Annotated in this window: 10 protein-coding genes; 1 reads left to right on the top strand and 9 read right to left on the bottom strand. The window is 45.1% G+C overall.

Translation table 11 applies throughout. The features are described 5' to 3' along the window. Window positions 1-12 precede the first annotated feature (12 nt). The 3 genes from AC1DUD_RS21020 to nagB all read right to left on the bottom strand — a co-directional run bounded on the left by AC1DUD_RS21020 (window position 13) and on the right by nagB (window position 3,830). Window positions 13-558, bottom strand: coding sequence for a DUF2059 domain-containing protein (locus AC1DUD_RS21020; RefSeq protein WP_477377973.1), 546 nt, complete (start codon window positions 556-558; stop codon window positions 13-15). 1 nt (window position 559) lies between these two features. After that, on the bottom strand, window positions 560-1,672 hold the full coding sequence (locus AC1DUD_RS21025) for an acyltransferase family protein (protein ID WP_477377975.1): 1,113 nt from the start codon (window positions 1,670-1,672) through the stop codon (window positions 560-562). A 238-nt stretch (window positions 1,673-1,910) separates the two neighbouring features. Continuing rightward, entirely contained in the window at window positions 1,911-3,830 is a 1,920-nt protein-coding gene (nagB, locus tag AC1DUD_RS21030) for a glucosamine-6-phosphate deaminase (RefSeq protein WP_477377977.1), read from the bottom strand. Window positions 3,831-3,946: 116 nt separating this feature from the next. On the opposite strand from nagB, the gene AC1DUD_RS21035 reads away from it, so the two are divergent. Then, the gene (locus tag AC1DUD_RS21035; RefSeq protein WP_477377979.1) at window positions 3,947-5,140 is read left to right on the top strand and encodes an anhydro-N-acetylmuramic acid kinase; all 1,194 of its coding nucleotides are present in this window, start codon (window positions 3,947-3,949) and stop codon (window positions 5,138-5,140) included. Between the two features lie 6 nt (window positions 5,141-5,146). On the opposite strand, the gene AC1DUD_RS21040 is transcribed toward AC1DUD_RS21035, so the two are convergent. The 6 genes from AC1DUD_RS21040 to AC1DUD_RS21065 form a co-directional block, all read right to left on the bottom strand. Beyond that, the gene (locus AC1DUD_RS21040) at window positions 5,147-6,049 is read right to left on the bottom strand and encodes a glycosyltransferase family A protein (RefSeq protein WP_477377981.1); all 903 of its coding nucleotides are present in this window, start codon (window positions 6,047-6,049) and stop codon (window positions 5,147-5,149) included. Between the two features lie 119 nt (window positions 6,050-6,168). Further along, window positions 6,169-8,118 (bottom strand): OmpA family protein, encoded by a 1,950-nt coding sequence (locus tag AC1DUD_RS21045; RefSeq protein ID WP_477377983.1) that lies wholly within the window; start codon window positions 8,116-8,118, stop codon window positions 6,169-6,171. A 1-nt stretch (window position 8,119) separates the two neighbouring features. Continuing rightward, window positions 8,120-9,118 (bottom strand): PorP/SprF family type IX secretion system membrane protein, encoded by a 999-nt coding sequence (locus tag AC1DUD_RS21050; RefSeq protein ID WP_477377985.1) that lies wholly within the window; start codon window positions 9,116-9,118, stop codon window positions 8,120-8,122. After that, a complete protein-coding gene (locus tag AC1DUD_RS21055) occupies window positions 9,115-11,154 on the bottom strand; it encodes an Ig-like domain-containing protein (RefSeq protein ID WP_477377987.1) in 2,040 nt (679 codons plus the stop codon). The genes AC1DUD_RS21050 and AC1DUD_RS21055 overlap by 4 nt, the downstream gene beginning before the upstream one ends. A gap of 279 nt (window positions 11,155-11,433) precedes the next feature. Further along, window positions 11,434-12,435, bottom strand: a complete 1,002-nt coding sequence (locus tag AC1DUD_RS21060) for a PorP/SprF family type IX secretion system membrane protein (RefSeq protein WP_477377989.1) — start codon at window positions 12,433-12,435, stop codon at window positions 11,434-11,436. Further along, window positions 12,432-17,054 carry an Ig-like domain-containing protein gene (locus AC1DUD_RS21065; RefSeq protein ID WP_477377991.1) on the bottom strand — a complete coding sequence of 1,541 codons (4,623 nt, stop codon included), beginning with the start codon at window positions 17,052-17,054 and terminating at the stop codon, window positions 12,432-12,434. Before AC1DUD_RS21065 ends, AC1DUD_RS21060 begins: the two co-directional genes overlap by 4 nt.

Genomic DNA, 17,054 nt, shown 5'->3' on the forward strand with positions numbered 1-17,054 from the left:
TAGTTGTGAAAATTAATGTTTTGTAGCTGCTTTTGAGGCCGGCTTTTTAGCCGGCTGCTGATTGGCCGGAGCCTGATTAGAAGTGCCAAAAGCATCCTGCATCATTTGCGTTAACTCATCTTTATGTTCGGCAACCGCATTCTGGCCAACCATCATCCCCCTTTGCATCAATGCAGGCAATTTTGAGCTTACTTTTTGCCCTATCGGTGAGCTATAAAAAACTGAAATCTGATTAAGCTCATCTTCAGTAAATTCTTCAGCATAAATAGCCGCCATTTTATCTTTAAGCAAATCCCAGGTAAAGTATTTGTTCATAAAGGTTTTCATTACATCAATGAATTTGGTACGCTGCTCCGCAGGAATTTGATTACTTGAAGAGCTAATGATATTATCCATCATTCCGCCAAATTGTTTATCTATACCAATAGAAATCAACAATTGCTCTGCGGCCTTTAAATGTGACGGGGTAATAGCTTGATCTGTATTTTGCGCTTTTAAGCTTGAAAAAGAAAACAGGATTACACCTGTAAGTGCGATAAGTTTAAGTTTGAGGTTCATACTAAATTTTGATAAAGATCTTTTTGATGTAGAAGATCCACATCACTACCCATAAAATGAGTACTGTAAATATAGCGCTTACCAGCGAAGCATTTACTGGCGAAAAATAAGGCGCAAACAATGTTTGATAAATAGATAAGCCATGGATTTTGATCATCCCCATATAATGCGGGATAAAACCGGACAATACATAGGCTGTAATAGCATTGGTACCAAATACCACAAATGGATAAGTAAAGCGTTTGTACCCTTGTATATCAATAAGCCAGTAACTTAACGCCAGTGCAATGGTTGCCAGGCCGCCAGTATACAATACAAACGAGCTTGTCCACAAGGCTTTGTTAACTGGAAAAAAGAGATCCCAGAACAGGCCAGCTACAACTGCAATTATTCCGAAAGTAAACATCCAGTTCGTTTTTACCTGGTCATCTCGGTCTTTACGTTTGAGCCAGCTGCCAACCCTTATCCCAAACAAAGCGGTTGCTACCGCAGGAATGGTACCCAGCAAACCTTCCGGGTCCCAGGTGTGCGATTCGCGCCAGAGATGATCTGGTGTAAATATCAGTCTGTCTATCCAGGCCCCCATGTTGGTTTCGGGCTCAAGGTTGGCATAACCGACGCCCGGTACAGGGATAAAGGTCATGATAATGAAATACCCGATAAGTGCGCCGGCAAAGATCCAGTCGCGTGTTTTTTGTGACGTTTTGAGATAAAGTAGAGTGCTGATAAAATATACCAGAGCTATACGCGGCAGCACACCCGGCAGGCGCAAATGGGCCAATCCACCATCCGGGTGAAAGATGAATTGAGTTATCCAGGGGATCAGCAGCAGGATCACAGTACGGTACAGCGCTTTCAGAATGAGTTTGCTGTGCGATACGGTATCCTTTTTACTTTCCATGGCATATATAACCGATACGCCAACCATAAACAAAAAGAAAGGAAAAACCAGGTCGGTAGGTGTACAGCCGTTCCATTTGGAATGTTCCAATGGCGCGTAGATGTGCCCCCAATCTCCGGGATCATTTACCAGGATCATCATGGCAATGGTGATTCCGCGGAATACATCTAATGAAAGAAGACGTTTTGGTTTTTCGATTACGGTTGAGGTCATAGTAATTATTAAAGAAATACTCTCGGGAGGGGTGCGTTGGGATGCGAAGTGGCAAGGAGGGGTTTATACGCTATCGCAAAAAAAAATGCACTGGCTGATGAAATCCCTCCCTACACCCTCCCGGGGGATGGAATCATACAGGGCTCTCGCTCTTTTCTTTTATCTTTTCCCATTGCCCGCGTCCTCACGGGCATTATCCCGTCGCCCGTGAGGACACGGGCGACGGGATGCAAATTCATTAAAATATGTATCGCTTAAAAGCTTCCATAGCCTCATATTCGGCAAGGCCAAGGCGGTCATAGCGTTGGGCAGTATCGCGGGTACGGTCTTCGGCACGTACCCAGAACTCCCTTGCATCATCGCCCGGGAATACCGGCCTGTCTTTCTGCGACTGGTGCTTGAAGATAGCGTTACGTTTGCGGATCACCTCCTGTGGTGATAATGGTACCGCCATCTCTATTTCATGAGTTTCAAATTCATGCCATGCACCACGGTACATCCACAACCAGCAATCTTCTACCCAGGCCTCTTTGCCTTTCAATCTGTCCAGTGCTGCCAGGATGATCTTGAAGCATACCAAATGCGTACCGTTAGGGTCGGCAAAATCTCCTGCTGCGAAGATCTGCTGTGGTTTTACTTTTTGGAGCAGTTCGATTGTTAACAGCACATCTTCCTCGCCTACCGAATTTTTTTTGATCTTACCTGTTTCGTAAAAAGGCAAGGCCATAAAGTGGATATGATCGTCCTGTAAGCCTGCATATCTTGCGCCGGAGATCGCTTCTGTTTTCCTGATGAAGCCTTTTACGTTACGGATCTCCTGGGTATCAATCTCGTTCGGTTGTTTGTTCGGGAAGAACGCACGCATATCTTCATATGACTGTTTCAGGTGTGCGGTGTCTTCGCCGATGCTATTGGTAAAGTCTATCGCGAATTCCATGTAACGCAGTACATCGTCATCCCATACCGCGGTATTGCCCGAGGTTTGGTAGGCTACGTGTACATCATGGCCCTGATCCACTAATCTGATGAATGTTCCGCCCATCGAGATCACGTCATCATCAGGGTGTGGTGAAAAGATGATGGAGCGTTTTTTAGCCGGCTGTGCCCTTTCCGGTCTTTGCGAATCATCCGCATCGGGTTTGCCGCCCGGCCAGCCGGTGATGGTATGCTGGATCTGGTTGAAAATATCAATGTTGATATTATATACCGGCCCCTGCTCTACCGCCAGTTGCGCCATGCCGTGGTTATTGTAATCTTCTTCTGTTAGTTTCAGTACAGGTTTGTTAATTTCGCTTGCAAGCCAGATCACGGCTTTCTTTTTCATGGTATTGTCCCATACACAGTCTTTAACCAACCATGGGGTGTCAAACCTTGTCAGTTCTGAGGCTGCTGCTTCATCAAGTACAAACTCCACATGTTGTGACAGTTGCAGGTAGGTTGCAGGTACGTCACCTGAGATCTCCCCTTCTACTGCTTTCTTAATGATCGGTGCTTTCTTTTTGCTCCAGGCCATCAGGATAATTTCCCTTGCCTTGAAGATCGTGCCGATCCCCATCGTGATCGCTTTCGTTGGCACATTCGCTTTCCCACCAAAATCCCTTGAAGCATCGCTTCTTGTCAGGTCATCCAGGGTTACCAATCTTGTTCCCGAGTTGGGCGCCGAGCCCGGCTCGTTGAAGCCGATGTGGCCTGTACGACCAATACCCAGGATCTGAAGGTCTAATCCGCCAAGTTCTTCAATCTGTTTTTCGTAGGCCAGGCAGTATCCTGCTACCGCATCTTTATCCAGCGTGCCATCAGGGATGTGCACATTGGCTTTTTCTATATCGATATGACTGAAAAGGTTTTCATACATGAAGGTCACATAGCTTTGTGCTGCTGTGGGTTTCATYGGGTAGTACTCATCCAGGTTGAAAGTGATCACATTTTTAAAGCTCAAKCCTSCTTCTTTGTRYTGCCKTACCAGTTCGGCATAYACSCCRATAGGGGTYACGCCTGTAGCRAGGCCYAATACYGCTTTTTCGCCTTTKGMTTGTTTTGCGCGGATCAGATCTGCTATCCGGTTCGCCACCGCCACCGAGGCTTCGTGCTGGTTGCTGTATACGCTTACTGGTAACTTCTCGTAACGCGTCTCTTCCAATAAATTTAATCGTGCCATGAATATTAGGAAATGTAAATGAGGTTAGTTGTCCAAAACAAATATATCAGATATTTACATAGCGCAGCTATAATTTTAACTTTTGCCAACCGCTACACAAATAGTAATTTAAGCCTATGATACCATTGAACCAAAACCTACAGCACCTGTTCTGCATCGCCCAAAAACAATCAAAAATGGGCATCGGCCTAATGTCGGGGACCTCTTTGGACGGGCTTGATATTGCGCTATGCAGATTTATGGGCAATGGTTTAAGTAGCCATTTTGAGCTGGTTCAATTTATTACAATTCCCTATCCCGATGATTTTAAGCAGGAAGTTCAGCAGGTATTTGCAAAGCGTAACGCCGATCTTGAAAAAGTTACTTTGCTCAACGCTTATATCGGCACCTATCATGCTGAACTGATATTGGAGGCTCTTGAGCAATGGGAGATAAGTCCGAAAGATGTTGATTTCATTGCCAGTCATGGTCAAACTATTTACCATGCGCCACAGCGACTGCATCAACATCAAAACTATCTTAATGCCACCCTGCAAATTGGCGACGGCGATCATATCGCCGTAAAAACCGGCATATTAACCATCAGCGATTTCAGGCAGAAACATATTGCCGCCGGAGGCGAGGGCGCTCCGCTGGCCTTATATGGAGATGTGTTACTGGGTAACAAAACCGGCGAAAACCGGGTACTATTAAACATCGGAGGTATCGCCAATTTAACCTGGCTGCCGGGCGACAGCAATTTTAACCGGGTACTTTGCACAGATATCGGTCCTGGCAATACCCTAATTGATGCCACCAGCCGTAAATATTTTAATAAGCCTTACGATGAGGACTCGGCTATAGCTTTTAGTGGAAAAATTAATGAGGATCTGTTGACAGCGCTCCTCGCCCATCCGTTTTTTAAAGAAAAAGCCCCTAAAACTACCGGACCAGAATTATTCAACCTCAACATCGTTGATGTAGCGCAGCAGCAATCGTGTACCGGGCAAATTAGTAAAGAAGACCTTATTTGTACCTTGAGTGCATTCACTGCAGCATCTATAGCAGGCTTTATTAAGGAAAATATCTCCGGCGATGATGTTAAAATTTTCACCAGCGGCGGGGGAGCGAGAAATCCATTCGTAATCGGCGAATTAAAAAAATTATTGCCAACAGCCTTGATTGGAGATAGCAGTTCGCTGGGAATTAACCCCGATGCCAAGGAAGCGATATTATTTGCCCTGTTAGGCAATGAGGCTTTATGCGGCGAACCGATCAGGATCGGAACTAATCCGGCTGTGTTGATGGGGAAATTCTGCTTCCCGGGTTAAGAAACATCACCTTCCCATCTGCTGCTTCACAAACCGCCTAACCCGTTGCAACAAGGTCCCCTTCCTGTTAGCCAGGAAATGCTTGATAGCCTTATAAGCCTGCTCATTTTCCTGTATTACATCCGGAAATTGTGTTACCTGTTTACGTGCCATTTGCACGTGATAAATATCTTCGTTGTTGGAGTGCACACCCGTACCATCATGCCCTATGTTTTGAATAAGCGATTGTGATGGATTTAATGTTAACCCGTTCTTTAAAAAGATAGAGGCATACCAGCGAATAGCCCATGAATTATTTTTACCAGCCTTAAACTGTTCAATCTGTTTCCAAAAATTCATTTTACCCTCTATCGAAAACCGGGCTATTTTCAGCGTATCAAACTGGTTGATCAGCGTATCTACATCGGGCTCAAAGTTTTTCCATGCACGGGCCCAGGTTGCCCAGCCCCAGCTGGTGGCCGCGCGGTAAAAGAAAGTTTCGGGCAGGGTTTTATCTGGCAGGTTATACATGTAGGCGCCTATATGCATTACCTGCTCGTGATTTGCATACTTTGTCAGGGCATCGTTGAAATACTGTAAGGTATGCGGAGAGGATAATAAGTCATCCTCAAATACGATCACTTTTCCATACTCATAAACCAACTGCGTTACCCCGCTGATGATAGACTCGGCTAAACCAAGGTTATGATTACGCAAAATAACTTTTACCGATTTAAAACCGCTTACCTCCTGTGCCACCTGTCTTACCTGTTCAACCTTCGCTTTATCAGTATCAGCTTTGGCTGCATCACAAAAAATAAACAGGCGTGACTCATCGGCCAGTAAATTTTGCTGCAAATAACTGATAGTACGGCGGGTATGGTCGGGCCGGTTATAAACAAAAAGGGCTATCGGGGCAAGATTTTGCATGGTATGACTTCAGCAGATAGGGTATTGAAATTAAATGCCCTGCATGTGCAGGGCATTTAATTGTGAAGACAAAATTATATCATAACCTTGCTATTGCAAACAAATAAAACAATTTGTTTTTATCCTGCCGATTTTACTGTGAATGTGGTGCGGCGGTTAAGCTGCCTGCCCGCTGGGTTATCCTTACCGTTTGGTAATTTGTTAGGAGCAATAGGCATTCGTTTTCCGTAGCCTTTGGCGGTAATCCGTGATGATTTAATCCCCTTTAACAACAGGTAATCAACACAAGTTTCGGCACGTGCCTGCGACAATTTCAGGTTCCCTGCATCGGTGCCTATTCCATCGGTATGAGAGCCAAGTTCGATCTTTATTTTAGGGTTATCGGTCATAATGGCAACCAGCTTATCCAGTGTATCATACGATTCGGATCTGAGGTGTGCATTACCAAAATCGAAATAAATATTTTCAATTACGATCTGAACATTAACCTTATAATTCTGCAAACAAATTTCGGGATTAATGAGCGTATCAATACCCGGCTTTACTATTGGCGCAGGAATAACTTTAGTAAAGTATCCTTTTTGCGAGATCTCCAGCTTATAGCTTGGTAGCTTTTCTTTTACCTGGAAAACATAATCGCCTTTCTCATCTGTAACCTTAGCAACCAAACCCATTTTTACATTCGGATCTTTAAGGATCACCCTTGCACCGGCCATACCGCTGTTAGTGTGACAATCAATGATACGACCGCTGATATATAAGAATTTATATTGCCCGGTGAACAGGCTTAAACAACAATCGGAGCCACGGGCCGAGCTTAGGTAAAATTTATTAGCATTGGTTGGATCAAGGCTATAATACAGATCGTCTTTAGATGAATTGACAGGGTAACCCAGGTTAACCGGGGCCGACCAGTGCCCGAAATCACCGTCGCTGCGGTAAACATCCAGACCGCCCATGCCGGTAAAGCCTGTCGAGCTAAAAAACAAGGCCTTATTGGCTACGTCATAAAACGGCGACTGTTCATCATAAGGGGTATTTACTACATCGCCCAGATTGCTTACCGTTTTCGGCTGTCCGGCATCGTCAAGGGTACTTTCCCAAATGTCATCGCCACCTTCACCGCCCGGCCTGTCTGATGAGAAAAACAGCCGCCTGCCATCGGCACTGATGAAAGGATGTTTGGAATTATAACCTTCGGCATTAACGGTATTGTTTAACCTTACCGGCTGTTGCCATACACTGCTTACCAGTTGACTAAAATAAATGGCCGATACCGTTTTCCCATCTTTTTTATACCAGCGGGTTAGGTACATTTTGGTACCGGTAGCATCAAGAGAAGGCGTGGCGTATTCAATTTGCCCTTCTTTATCAAACACGTTGAAATTGGTAGCAAGTACTTTTGTTGAATCAAGTATAGCTGAACTGTAGATCCTGTTAGTAAAAAACTTATCCTTATCAACCATACGTGACGAGGTAAACCAATACCTGCCCAGGTTTACTGTAAGGGCATAATCGCCCTGGTCTTTATTTAAAAACACCAGAGGTGATACATCAACTGCACGCGGATGTTCCAGTTGCTTCAACGCATACTCGCAGGAAGCAATTTCCTTATTGGCAAATACGGCATATTTAGCGTCAGGGTTACTACCAGCAAACTGTTTTAACTGAACAAGGGCGTCGTCATAATTACCATTAGCCTGTAAGCAGATGCCATACCAGAGCGGAGTTAAAGGGTATTTCTCTACCGATCCATCGTTACTCATTTTGGCATACCAGATGGTAGCATCGGTATAATCCTTATATAACCTGTATGATTCGGCAAGGCGATAAGTTATATATTGATTGGTAGCTTCCTTTTTTGAGCTGCTTTTTCTAACCGGAGAAACAGGCACGCTGTTTTTTGACTCAGCGGAAGTACCATCAATAATGTGCTTGTAATAAAAAGCAGCAGTATAATATTCATGCTTCTTAAAAGCAGTATCGGCCAGGGCCTTGTAGTTTTTCGCCTGCCCAAAAGAAACCGCCGGAAACAACGACAGTAAGAAATAAGGTAATAGTTTTTTCATATTATATCCTTGGGCAAATTGGGGCCGGAGAATCGGTGTAACGACTAAATATATAACTTACTGATAACTCAAAACCACCCCGTCCCGACGTAACAGCACGAAGGCCTGAAGTGTTAAAATCATAACTGGCACCAATAACCATCTGGCGTATATGGTAGCCAACGTTAGCAATTGCAGCATCCTGCAACCGTACCATACCGCCAAGTACAAGACCGTTATCATCAGCAAACTTAAGCTCAGAATAAATACCGAAAGCTTTGATCTCTCCTTGTCCCTGTTTTATATAAACAACATTAGGGATCAGGTCAAAAAAATCAGAAGCTTTGAGGCGAAGGCCCCCATGTGCGGTAAACCGCATTGGTAATTTGCTGTTGATACCGCCTGCCGCAAAAGGATCTGTTACATCATTAATGTGGTTGATACTAAGCCCGCCAAACAAATTGGCTTTGTTCATCGGGTCGGCATTATAATAATAGATGCCGGCACCTGCATCAAATACTGTTTTTGACGAATAGCCGAAGTTTTCAAAATTGGGCAGTGTTGGATCGAAGCCTGTATTAGGGTCGTATTGATTATCAGACTGAAGCTTTCCCGGATCAAAGCTGCGGCTGATAACGCCCGCCTGTAAACCGAAATGCAACCGCTGATTTCCATCGTCGGATAGCGTTATGCCATATCCAAATGAGCCATAAGCCGTAAAATAATTATACCCGGCAGTACCTGCCTTTTGATCAAGGATATTGAGACCGATGCCCACCTTATCGGTTGGTTTAAAATCGGCTGATACCCCGGCTGTGCGATAGCCATTACTGATGTTTGCCCACTGGTCCCGGAAATTGGCAGATATGCGCGTATCGCCGTCAAAAACGCCGGTAAGTGCAGGGTTTAGCCAAAGCGGGTAAGCGTAATATTGTGAAAAATGCGGATCAACCTGTGCCTTCACTGTTCCTGCAGCTGCAAACTGCAGCGCTATGGTGATTATAAGTAGTAGTTTCTTCATCGTAATAGCGTAATTGTTCCTTTTTTACTCAATTGCGCCCCGTTATTCATTGTTGCTTTTAAATAGTATACATATACGCCCACGGGCATTAATGAGCCTTTAAAATAGCCATCCCATCCTTTGTTAACATCGGTTGATGTAAAAAGCAATTGCCCCCATTGGTCATATACATAAAAGGAAAGCGTGGTTATATTTTTGCCATGTACATAAATAATATCGTTGTTGCCGTCGCCGTTAGGAGTAAAGTTATTGGCCACATATATCACGTTATTATTATCAATGGTAGAGGCGGTAACCGCGGCCGAAGCTTCGCTAAGCGTACATGACGTAGCACCCAAAGCCTTAACCTTAATGGTTACTGACTGATTAATGTCAAGACCTGTCACTTTATGCGTTAAGCCGTTACTGCCAGAACTTGGCTCAGCATAGGTTAAACCGTTATCGGTACTTATCTGGTAGCTGGTAGCACCATTCACCGCGTTCCACTCAAAAGTTATGCTTGATGAAGTTACCTCGCCTACAGTTACCACTGGAGGATCAAGCGGTTTGGTCATTTGTACCTGCACTGCAGTTCTGCCGTTGCTGCTACATCCGGTGCCGTTGGTAGCTTCTACATAATAATTTTTTGCAGCGTTCAAATTACCGGTAGTGTACGTACTGCCTTTGGCAAGCAGGTTGCCCCCGGTTGGCGCATCATACCATGATATCACTGCTGCCGCATCTGACGATGAAGCTGATAATGTAGCGCTCGTACCCGGACAAATAGAAGTCCCCGAAGTGCTTACAGTAACCACCGGCAGGGTAACCACAGATAAGCTCATAGTACCCCGCGCCGAAGAGCTGCAACCTGTAGCATTTACGGCTTGTACATAATAAGTTGCCGCCGATGTTACATTACTAATTACATAACTTGTTCCGGTATGTAAAATATTGGCATCGGTTGCACTACCGTACCAGTTATAAACAACGCCACTTTGTGCATTTTGTATGGTGACCGTTGTTGTAGAACCAGAACAAACGCTAACTGTGCTTTGTGCAAACTGCGGTACAGCAGGTAATGGCGTAACGGTTACCGTTATGGTTGTTAACTGGCTGCCGCAAGAACCATTTGATGATTCGACATAATAGCTTCTGCCGGCATTTAAAACAGGGGTAGTAAAAGATGTCGTCCCCGAAGCGAGCACAGTAGTTTTAGCCGGCGAATCATACCAGTTAATGGTTAACCCTGGCTGCGGCGCGCCAACCGACAACGTGGCTGAAGTTCCCTGGCAAATGGTTACGACTGATACTGTAGGCGATGGTGCAGGTGGAGGCGCTGAAACCCTAAATGTGATCACATTACTAACCAGGGGAGTTGTACATGCACCGGATGATACCATCCGTCGGTAGTAAATATCGTTATTTAAAACAGGCGGATCGTAATTCTTCGATGTGGCCCCAGTGATATCAGTAAAAGTTAGGTTATCCAATGATGATTGCCACTGATATGAAAAAGTACCGTCTCCGCCGGTAGCTGTGCTGCCCGTAATAGAAGTAGGATTACCTGCATTACAAAATTGGGCGACAGCAGGCGCAGTGATCGTATTATTGGCCACCGCCCTAATAGGTCTTACCGTAACATCGTAAAATGAGTCATAAGTAATAACCCCGCCGGTAGTGATTTGCCTGCGCAAACTGTACACTATACTTGTTGCCGAATTGTTTGTTAGTGACGATGTTATATAATCTTTTTGAGTATTTACAGACGGCGCGCCTACCCAGCTTCCATTACTGTTTATTTGCCAGATGTAACTATCAGGAGCTGGCGTTTTTACATCACCATTAAGCACAGCCGCGGCAGCAGAGCAAATGGTAATTGCCTGCAGAGGGGCAACTGACAAACTGGGCCCGGCAAATCGCATTTCGGCAGACGGGGCCTCTATATTAACGGGAAAGGGGGATTTAAACGTTCGACTAAAACCAGTGAACGGAAAAAAGAACAGGCAAAATATTGCCCATAAAAAAGTTTTATACAAACGTACAGGTTCAGGGTGCATAGCTTAAATTAACGGATAATGATAATAATTATCTTTCATATTATTAAATTTTCAGAATGTTTTAACCCCAACAAAAAATATTTTAAAGCAAATCAAAATTAATTTAACTCAATCGGGGCTAATAAAATGTTTTATGTTAATCCAGGTTTGTCAGTAAAGTTGTATCATAACGATATCTTCAACTCTTTTACGATACAATTAATTATAATGTTCACATTATCAAAAAACTTTACCATATCTTACTTAGCGCCAACTGAAGCTATCACAAATCAGCACAGGCTAAAAACGCGGACAAACCTGTGCCGGATTGGGCGCATGACGTGAAAAAATATAACTTATGGAGAGTTCAAATCCCCCCTGCCCAGCCGTGGCCGTGCGCAATGCCGAAGTATTAAAATCATAGCTTGCACCAATTGCCATATTATTAAAACGATAGCCAACATTAGCTACCGCAGCGTCCTGCAAACGGAGCATAGCGCCAAGAATAAGTGCGTTGTTATCCTCAAATTTTAATTCCGAATACACACCACCGGCCCGGATCTGATTTTTCTGCTGCTTTATGTAAATAAAATGCGGCGTAACGTCAAAAAAATCAGATGCCTTTATCTTTACCCCTCCATGAATATTAAGTCTTACCGGTAAACGGCTGTTGATTCCCTCAGTTGCAAACGGATCTTTGGCATTGGCTAAATGGGCAAGGCTCAGCCCCAAAAAAGGATTTGCAGCGGTGAACTGATCACTATTGTAATAATAGATACCGGCGCCGGCATCAAACACAGTTGCGCCGGAGTTAACAAAATTTTCAAATCCGGGGAGATTAGGGTCATATCCCCCGACATTGGGATTGTACTGATTGTCCAACTGAATTTTGTTAGGATCAAAACTCCGGTTTATAATTCCGGCCTGTACCCCAAAATTTAAGTGTTGTGTTTCATCGTCAGATATGATTATCCCATAACCAAAGGAACCATATGCTGCAAAATAATTATACCCGGCGGCACCGGCGGCCTGGTTTATAATATTCAATCCGAGGCCAACTTTATCATTAGGTTTAAAATCGGCAGATAATCCTACTGTCCGATAGCCATTACTGATGCTTGCCCACTGATCTTTAAAATTACCTGTTAAGCGCGCATCGCCGTCAAATGCTCCTGTAAGTGCAGGATTAAGCCATAAGGGGTACGCGTAGTATTGCGAAAAATGCGGATCAACCTGCGCCTTCAGCAACCCGGCGAACGCAAGCTGGAGCAATATTGTAATTATGAGGATCCGTTTCTTCATCGTAACAGCGTGATTGTTCCTTTTTTATTTAATTGCAGCCCACTATTTGTTATCGCTTTTACGTAATATACGTACACACCTACAGGCTCCCTTGTGCCTTTATAATACCCATCCCATCCTTTACTCATATCTGCAGAAGTAAAAATCAGCTCGCCCCATTGGTCATAAACATAAAATGCTATGCTCTTTATGCCTTCACCATGCACGTAAACTATGTCGTTATTCCCATCACCATTAGGTGTAAAAGTATTTGCCACATAAATTTGGCTTCCGTTAGGGCTAATGGCGTTACCTGTTACAGCTGTTGAACTACCGCTTAGCTGGCATGATGAAGCACCAAGCGCCTGTACCAATATGGTAACCTGTTCATTGAATTGCAGCCCGCTAACCGTATGGCTTAAGCCATTGGCACCTGAACTTGGCTGGCTGAAGGTTTGCCCGTTGTCAATGCTCACCTGGTAACCCGTTGCTCCTGTTACAGGATTCCATTTAAATGCAACGCTTGTGTTAGTAGTAGCATCAACACTCACAACAGGCGCATTTAATTGCTGTAACATAGTAACATCAACCTTTATACGTGCAGGTGTACTACAATTATTGCTATTCATAGCCTCAACATAGTAGCTTGTTGCCGAACTTAGGCTTGGTGTAGTAAAGCTGCTTCCCGTATAAACAGGGGTTGTTGCTGAAGCGCTTGTATACCATAATATGGTATTATCTCCGTCACTGCTTGATACTGTCAACGTTGCCGTAGTGCCGGGACAAATAGCTGTACCATTAACGGCTATTTGCGGCAATGCGATAGTATTGACATTAACAGCAGTACGGGTATCGGATGGACAGCCTCCTGCATTTACGGCTTCAACATAATAAGTGGCGCCCTCAGTAATGGCTGGCGTGGTAAAACTAAGTCCTGTATGTAAGGGCACTTCACCAGTAGCGCTGCTATACCAGTTATAAGTAAAGCCTGCCTGCGGATTTTGGATATTAAGCGTTGCTGTTAAACCGGCACAAATATTAACAGGATTTTCAACAAGTGCAGGGGCAGTTGGCGTTGGCGCCATACTTACCTGGATCTGGGCAAGGGCGCCACATATACCGTTTGAAGCTTCAACATAATAACTTGTTGCTGTGCTTAACGGGCCCGTTGGGAATGATGTACCGCTAAATAACAGGTTATCTTTTGCCGCAGAACTATACCAATTATAGGTGATACCCGCCTGCGGTGCGTTGATAGCTATAATTGCCGAAGTGCCGGGACAAATTACAGGCGGAGTACCCGCAAATATGGGGGAAGCCGGAACGGCAAGGATAGTAATACCCACTACATTACTAATTGATGGTGTGGTACAAGTACCTGATGACACCATACGGCGATAATACGTGCTGGCACTAACAAGTGGCGGATCAAAATCTTTTAATGTTGCCCCTGGGATATCTGTAAAATTGGTATTATCTGCGGAGATCTGCCACTGGTATTTATATACACCGTTACCGCCGGTTGGAATACTTCCGGAAATAGTTGCCACATCGCCGGTGGTACAAAATGAGGTTACCGAAGGTGCTGTTATGCTATTACCCGCTATTGCTGTTTCAATAATTATAGTTACTGCATTGCTTACAAGCGGCACAATACACGGGCCCGAGGTAACCAAACGCCGGTAATAAGTTGTTGCTGTTATTACGCCGGGATCATAATCTTTTCCGGTTGCGCCGGCTATATCCGTAAACAATATATTATCATTTGATTTTTGCCATTGATATGCATAAGTACCATTGCCTGCTGTTGGGATACTTCCTGTTAAGAGTGCAGGATCGCCGGTTGTACAAAATGTAGTTATAGCTGGGGCAGTGATTGTATTACCCGCGATGGCAGGCAACATTTTCATACTAACAACATTACTCACTGCAGGAGGAACACAAGTACCAGACGATGCAACACGGCGATAATAGGTATCGGCAGAAACTGGTCCCGGATCATAACTTTGCCCTGTGGCGCCCGCTACATCAGTAAAGGTTACATTATCTGCAGATGACTGCCACTGGTAAGTAAATGTACCGATGCCACCTGATGGAATATTGCCGGTTATAACCGCCGGATCACCGCTTACACAAAATGCGGTAGCTGCCGGGGCCGTGATCACATTATTGGTAATAGGTATTGTCCCCTGGATTTGAATACTGACAACGTTGCTTGCCAAAGGCGCGGTGCAGCTTCCTGATATAACTACCCGGCGAAAGTAGGTTGTTACACTTACAACCGGCGGATCATAATCTTTTGCTGTTGCTCCGGCAATGTCTGTGAAGGTTACATTATCTGCCGAGCTTTGCCATTGATAGGCAAAAGCAGTGCTGCTTCCAGGTACGCTACCTACTATTATCGAAGGATCACCACTTGTACAAAAAACCTGGTTAGCTGGAGTTAGAGTTATTACGTTATTGCTGATAGCCGAATTGGTAATAGTTGCATCTTCGGCTGTGTTAATGCTTCCATTATAATTTGATCCTCCTACACTACCAAAACTTATAGTTTGATAGGCAGTATTCCATCCAGTAAATGCGCCGGTTTTTGGTGTGATCAATCGGTTCGGCTGGGTATAGTCACGGGTGGGGTCAAGATAAACTGCCTGGGCGCTGGCGTTGTAAGTGCCTGAAGCAATACAGCCTACTGAGGCAATAAGGTTTATAGTTACCGTACCACCCGCGGGTATTATAAAAATGCCCATCACAACGCCTGTGGCACTACCGGTATTGGTAATAGCTGTAGGCCCTGTAGCCGTTCCCTGGTAAGTAACAATAGCCGACTGATAACTGATGCCCGCCGGCAAAGCAACCTGTGCCTGTACGCCCTCGGCATTACCAGCCGACGGGTCATTTGTAATTTTCATTACATATGTTGCTGTGCCGCCTATGGTTTTAGGTGTTGCTTTATCCAAGACACTCAAAGTAGTAGTAAGCATTGGGAAACAAATGGAATTATTACCCTGTAAATATGGGGGCAATGCGGCTACGTTTAAGGAGATTGCAAGCCCGTTTCCTCCGCCTGTAGCCTCATGTGTGATGCCGTTTCCGCTGTCTGTTTTCCCGGGGCCTCCCCCTGATACATCACTATGAAATGTTCCGGACGGGACGTTGTAAAAAACCAGCCCACCACTGCCACCACCACCCGGCCCGTGGGGTTGCACGCCGGTAACATTGGGATTATCGCCTTCTGTATTACCACCTTTCCCACCTTTAGCATTAACTGTTATGTTTGCCGTAGCACTAGCGTTTGAAACTTTTAGAAAAACTGTTCCGCCTGCACCACCGCCTCCTGATCCGTCAGGATGTGAGCCAAAAACCCCGGGAGCGCCGTCGCTCCCATTTGCTAAAACAGTGCCGCTTCCCGAAATTGTCCGGCTGTTGATGATAACTATGCCACCGCCAACGCCGCCCTTTACGCCCGTCAATGCATCGTTTGCATGACCGCCGCCACCGCCGCCACCCATTACCAAGCGGGTAGCATCGTCAGGAGCTGTATTAACGAAACTTTTTGAACCCGGTCTACCGCTGCTTGGGTTATTTCCACCAATAGGCTGATAACCCAAACCGCCAACACCGCCGTAGTTTCCATTACCGCCGCCGCCGCCGCCTGCATTAGAGTCATTACCACCGCCGCCTGCATCTGCTGGAGCCCCCCTTCCGGCGGAACCACCGGGCAGGCCTTCAATAACATTATCTACCTCATTAAAACCATCCCACATATATCTCGGGGTGCCGGCTATGCCCTCGCCTTTTCCCGATGCACGGTCATCAGTTGAATTAGTTACGTATAAATCAGACACATTGCCGACAGATATCTTCACAGGGCTATAACCTCCCCTGAACCCCCTTGCCGAAACATCAACAGTGAAACCATTAAAATCCATATTCCCTGCAACTTCAAAAGCTATTATACCACCTGCGCTTCCATTAAACGGAGGAGGAGAAATATTTGAAGTAAGTCTTAGATTTGAATACTGCGGAACCCTGATCACCTGGAACGACCGCTTCCCTCTGCCGGCTGTGGTAGCTGCATTGGTATAAGTATACACCGCGCCAGCACCTCCACCCGAACCTTTAAAGTTCAATGTACCTCCGGTAAGCGGAACATTATTTGTAGCCACAACATATTCAAACTTGCCACTGTTCCCCTGATCGGTGAAGCCGGTTGCGCCTAATCCATCAGGGCCTCCATTAGCATCGTTACCACCATATAAAACCGAATTGGTAAAATTTATTGTAGCATCCTGTGTTTGTATGATAAGCAGCAGATCTCCTGTTTTTATTACTGCAGTACCAAAATTATTTCCATGAGTATCGGCAGCGGGTACGCCCGCAAGATTTATGCTATTGCTGCCTGCCGCTAAGGTTACATTCCCCTGTGGTGGGAAATAGGTATTAATTGAACCATTGATATTCGTAGTACCGTCTGCGCCGGAGGTTGCACATACAGTGGGGTCTGATGGAGGAACGGCCTGCGTTATTATACGTTTTCCCTGGTTTGCTTTAGCCGTTAAATGTCGCTGGGCTAATAATGCAAACGGCAAAGTTATTATGAACAGGAATACAAATAAAGCTTTGGTAAAAGTTTTGCGCAT

Source organism: Mucilaginibacter sp. P4_A11, assembly GCF_056402535.1.

Coding starts and splice junctions, on each gene's coding strand:
- AC1DUD_RS21040 (WP_477377981.1), bottom strand. CDS start 6,049: ATGCAAAATCTTGCCCCGATAGCCCTTTTTGTTTATAACCGGCCCGAC.
- AC1DUD_RS21020 (WP_477377973.1), bottom strand. CDS start 558: ATGAACCTCAAACTTAAACTTATCGCACTTACAGGTGTAATCCTGTTT.
- AC1DUD_RS21055 (WP_477377987.1), bottom strand. CDS start 11,154: ATGCACCCTGAACCTGTACGTTTGTATAAAACTTTTTTATGGGCAATA.
- AC1DUD_RS21025 (WP_477377975.1), bottom strand. CDS start 1,672: ATGACCTCAACCGTAATCGAAAAACCAAAACGTCTTCTTTCATTAGAT.
- AC1DUD_RS21045 (WP_477377983.1), bottom strand. CDS start 8,118: ATGAAAAAACTATTACCTTATTTCTTACTGTCGTTGTTTCCGGCGGTT.
- AC1DUD_RS21035 (WP_477377979.1), top strand. CDS start 3,947: ATGATACCATTGAACCAAAACCTACAGCACCTGTTCTGCATCGCCCAA.
- AC1DUD_RS21065 (WP_477377991.1), bottom strand. CDS start 17,054: ATGCGCAAAACTTTTACCAAAGCTTTATTTGTATTCCTGTTCATAATA.
- AC1DUD_RS21050 (WP_477377985.1), bottom strand. CDS start 9,118: ATGAAGAAACTACTACTTATAATCACCATAGCGCTGCAGTTTGCAGCT.
- AC1DUD_RS21060 (WP_477377989.1), bottom strand. CDS start 12,435: ATGAAGAAACGGATCCTCATAATTACAATATTGCTCCAGCTTGCGTTC.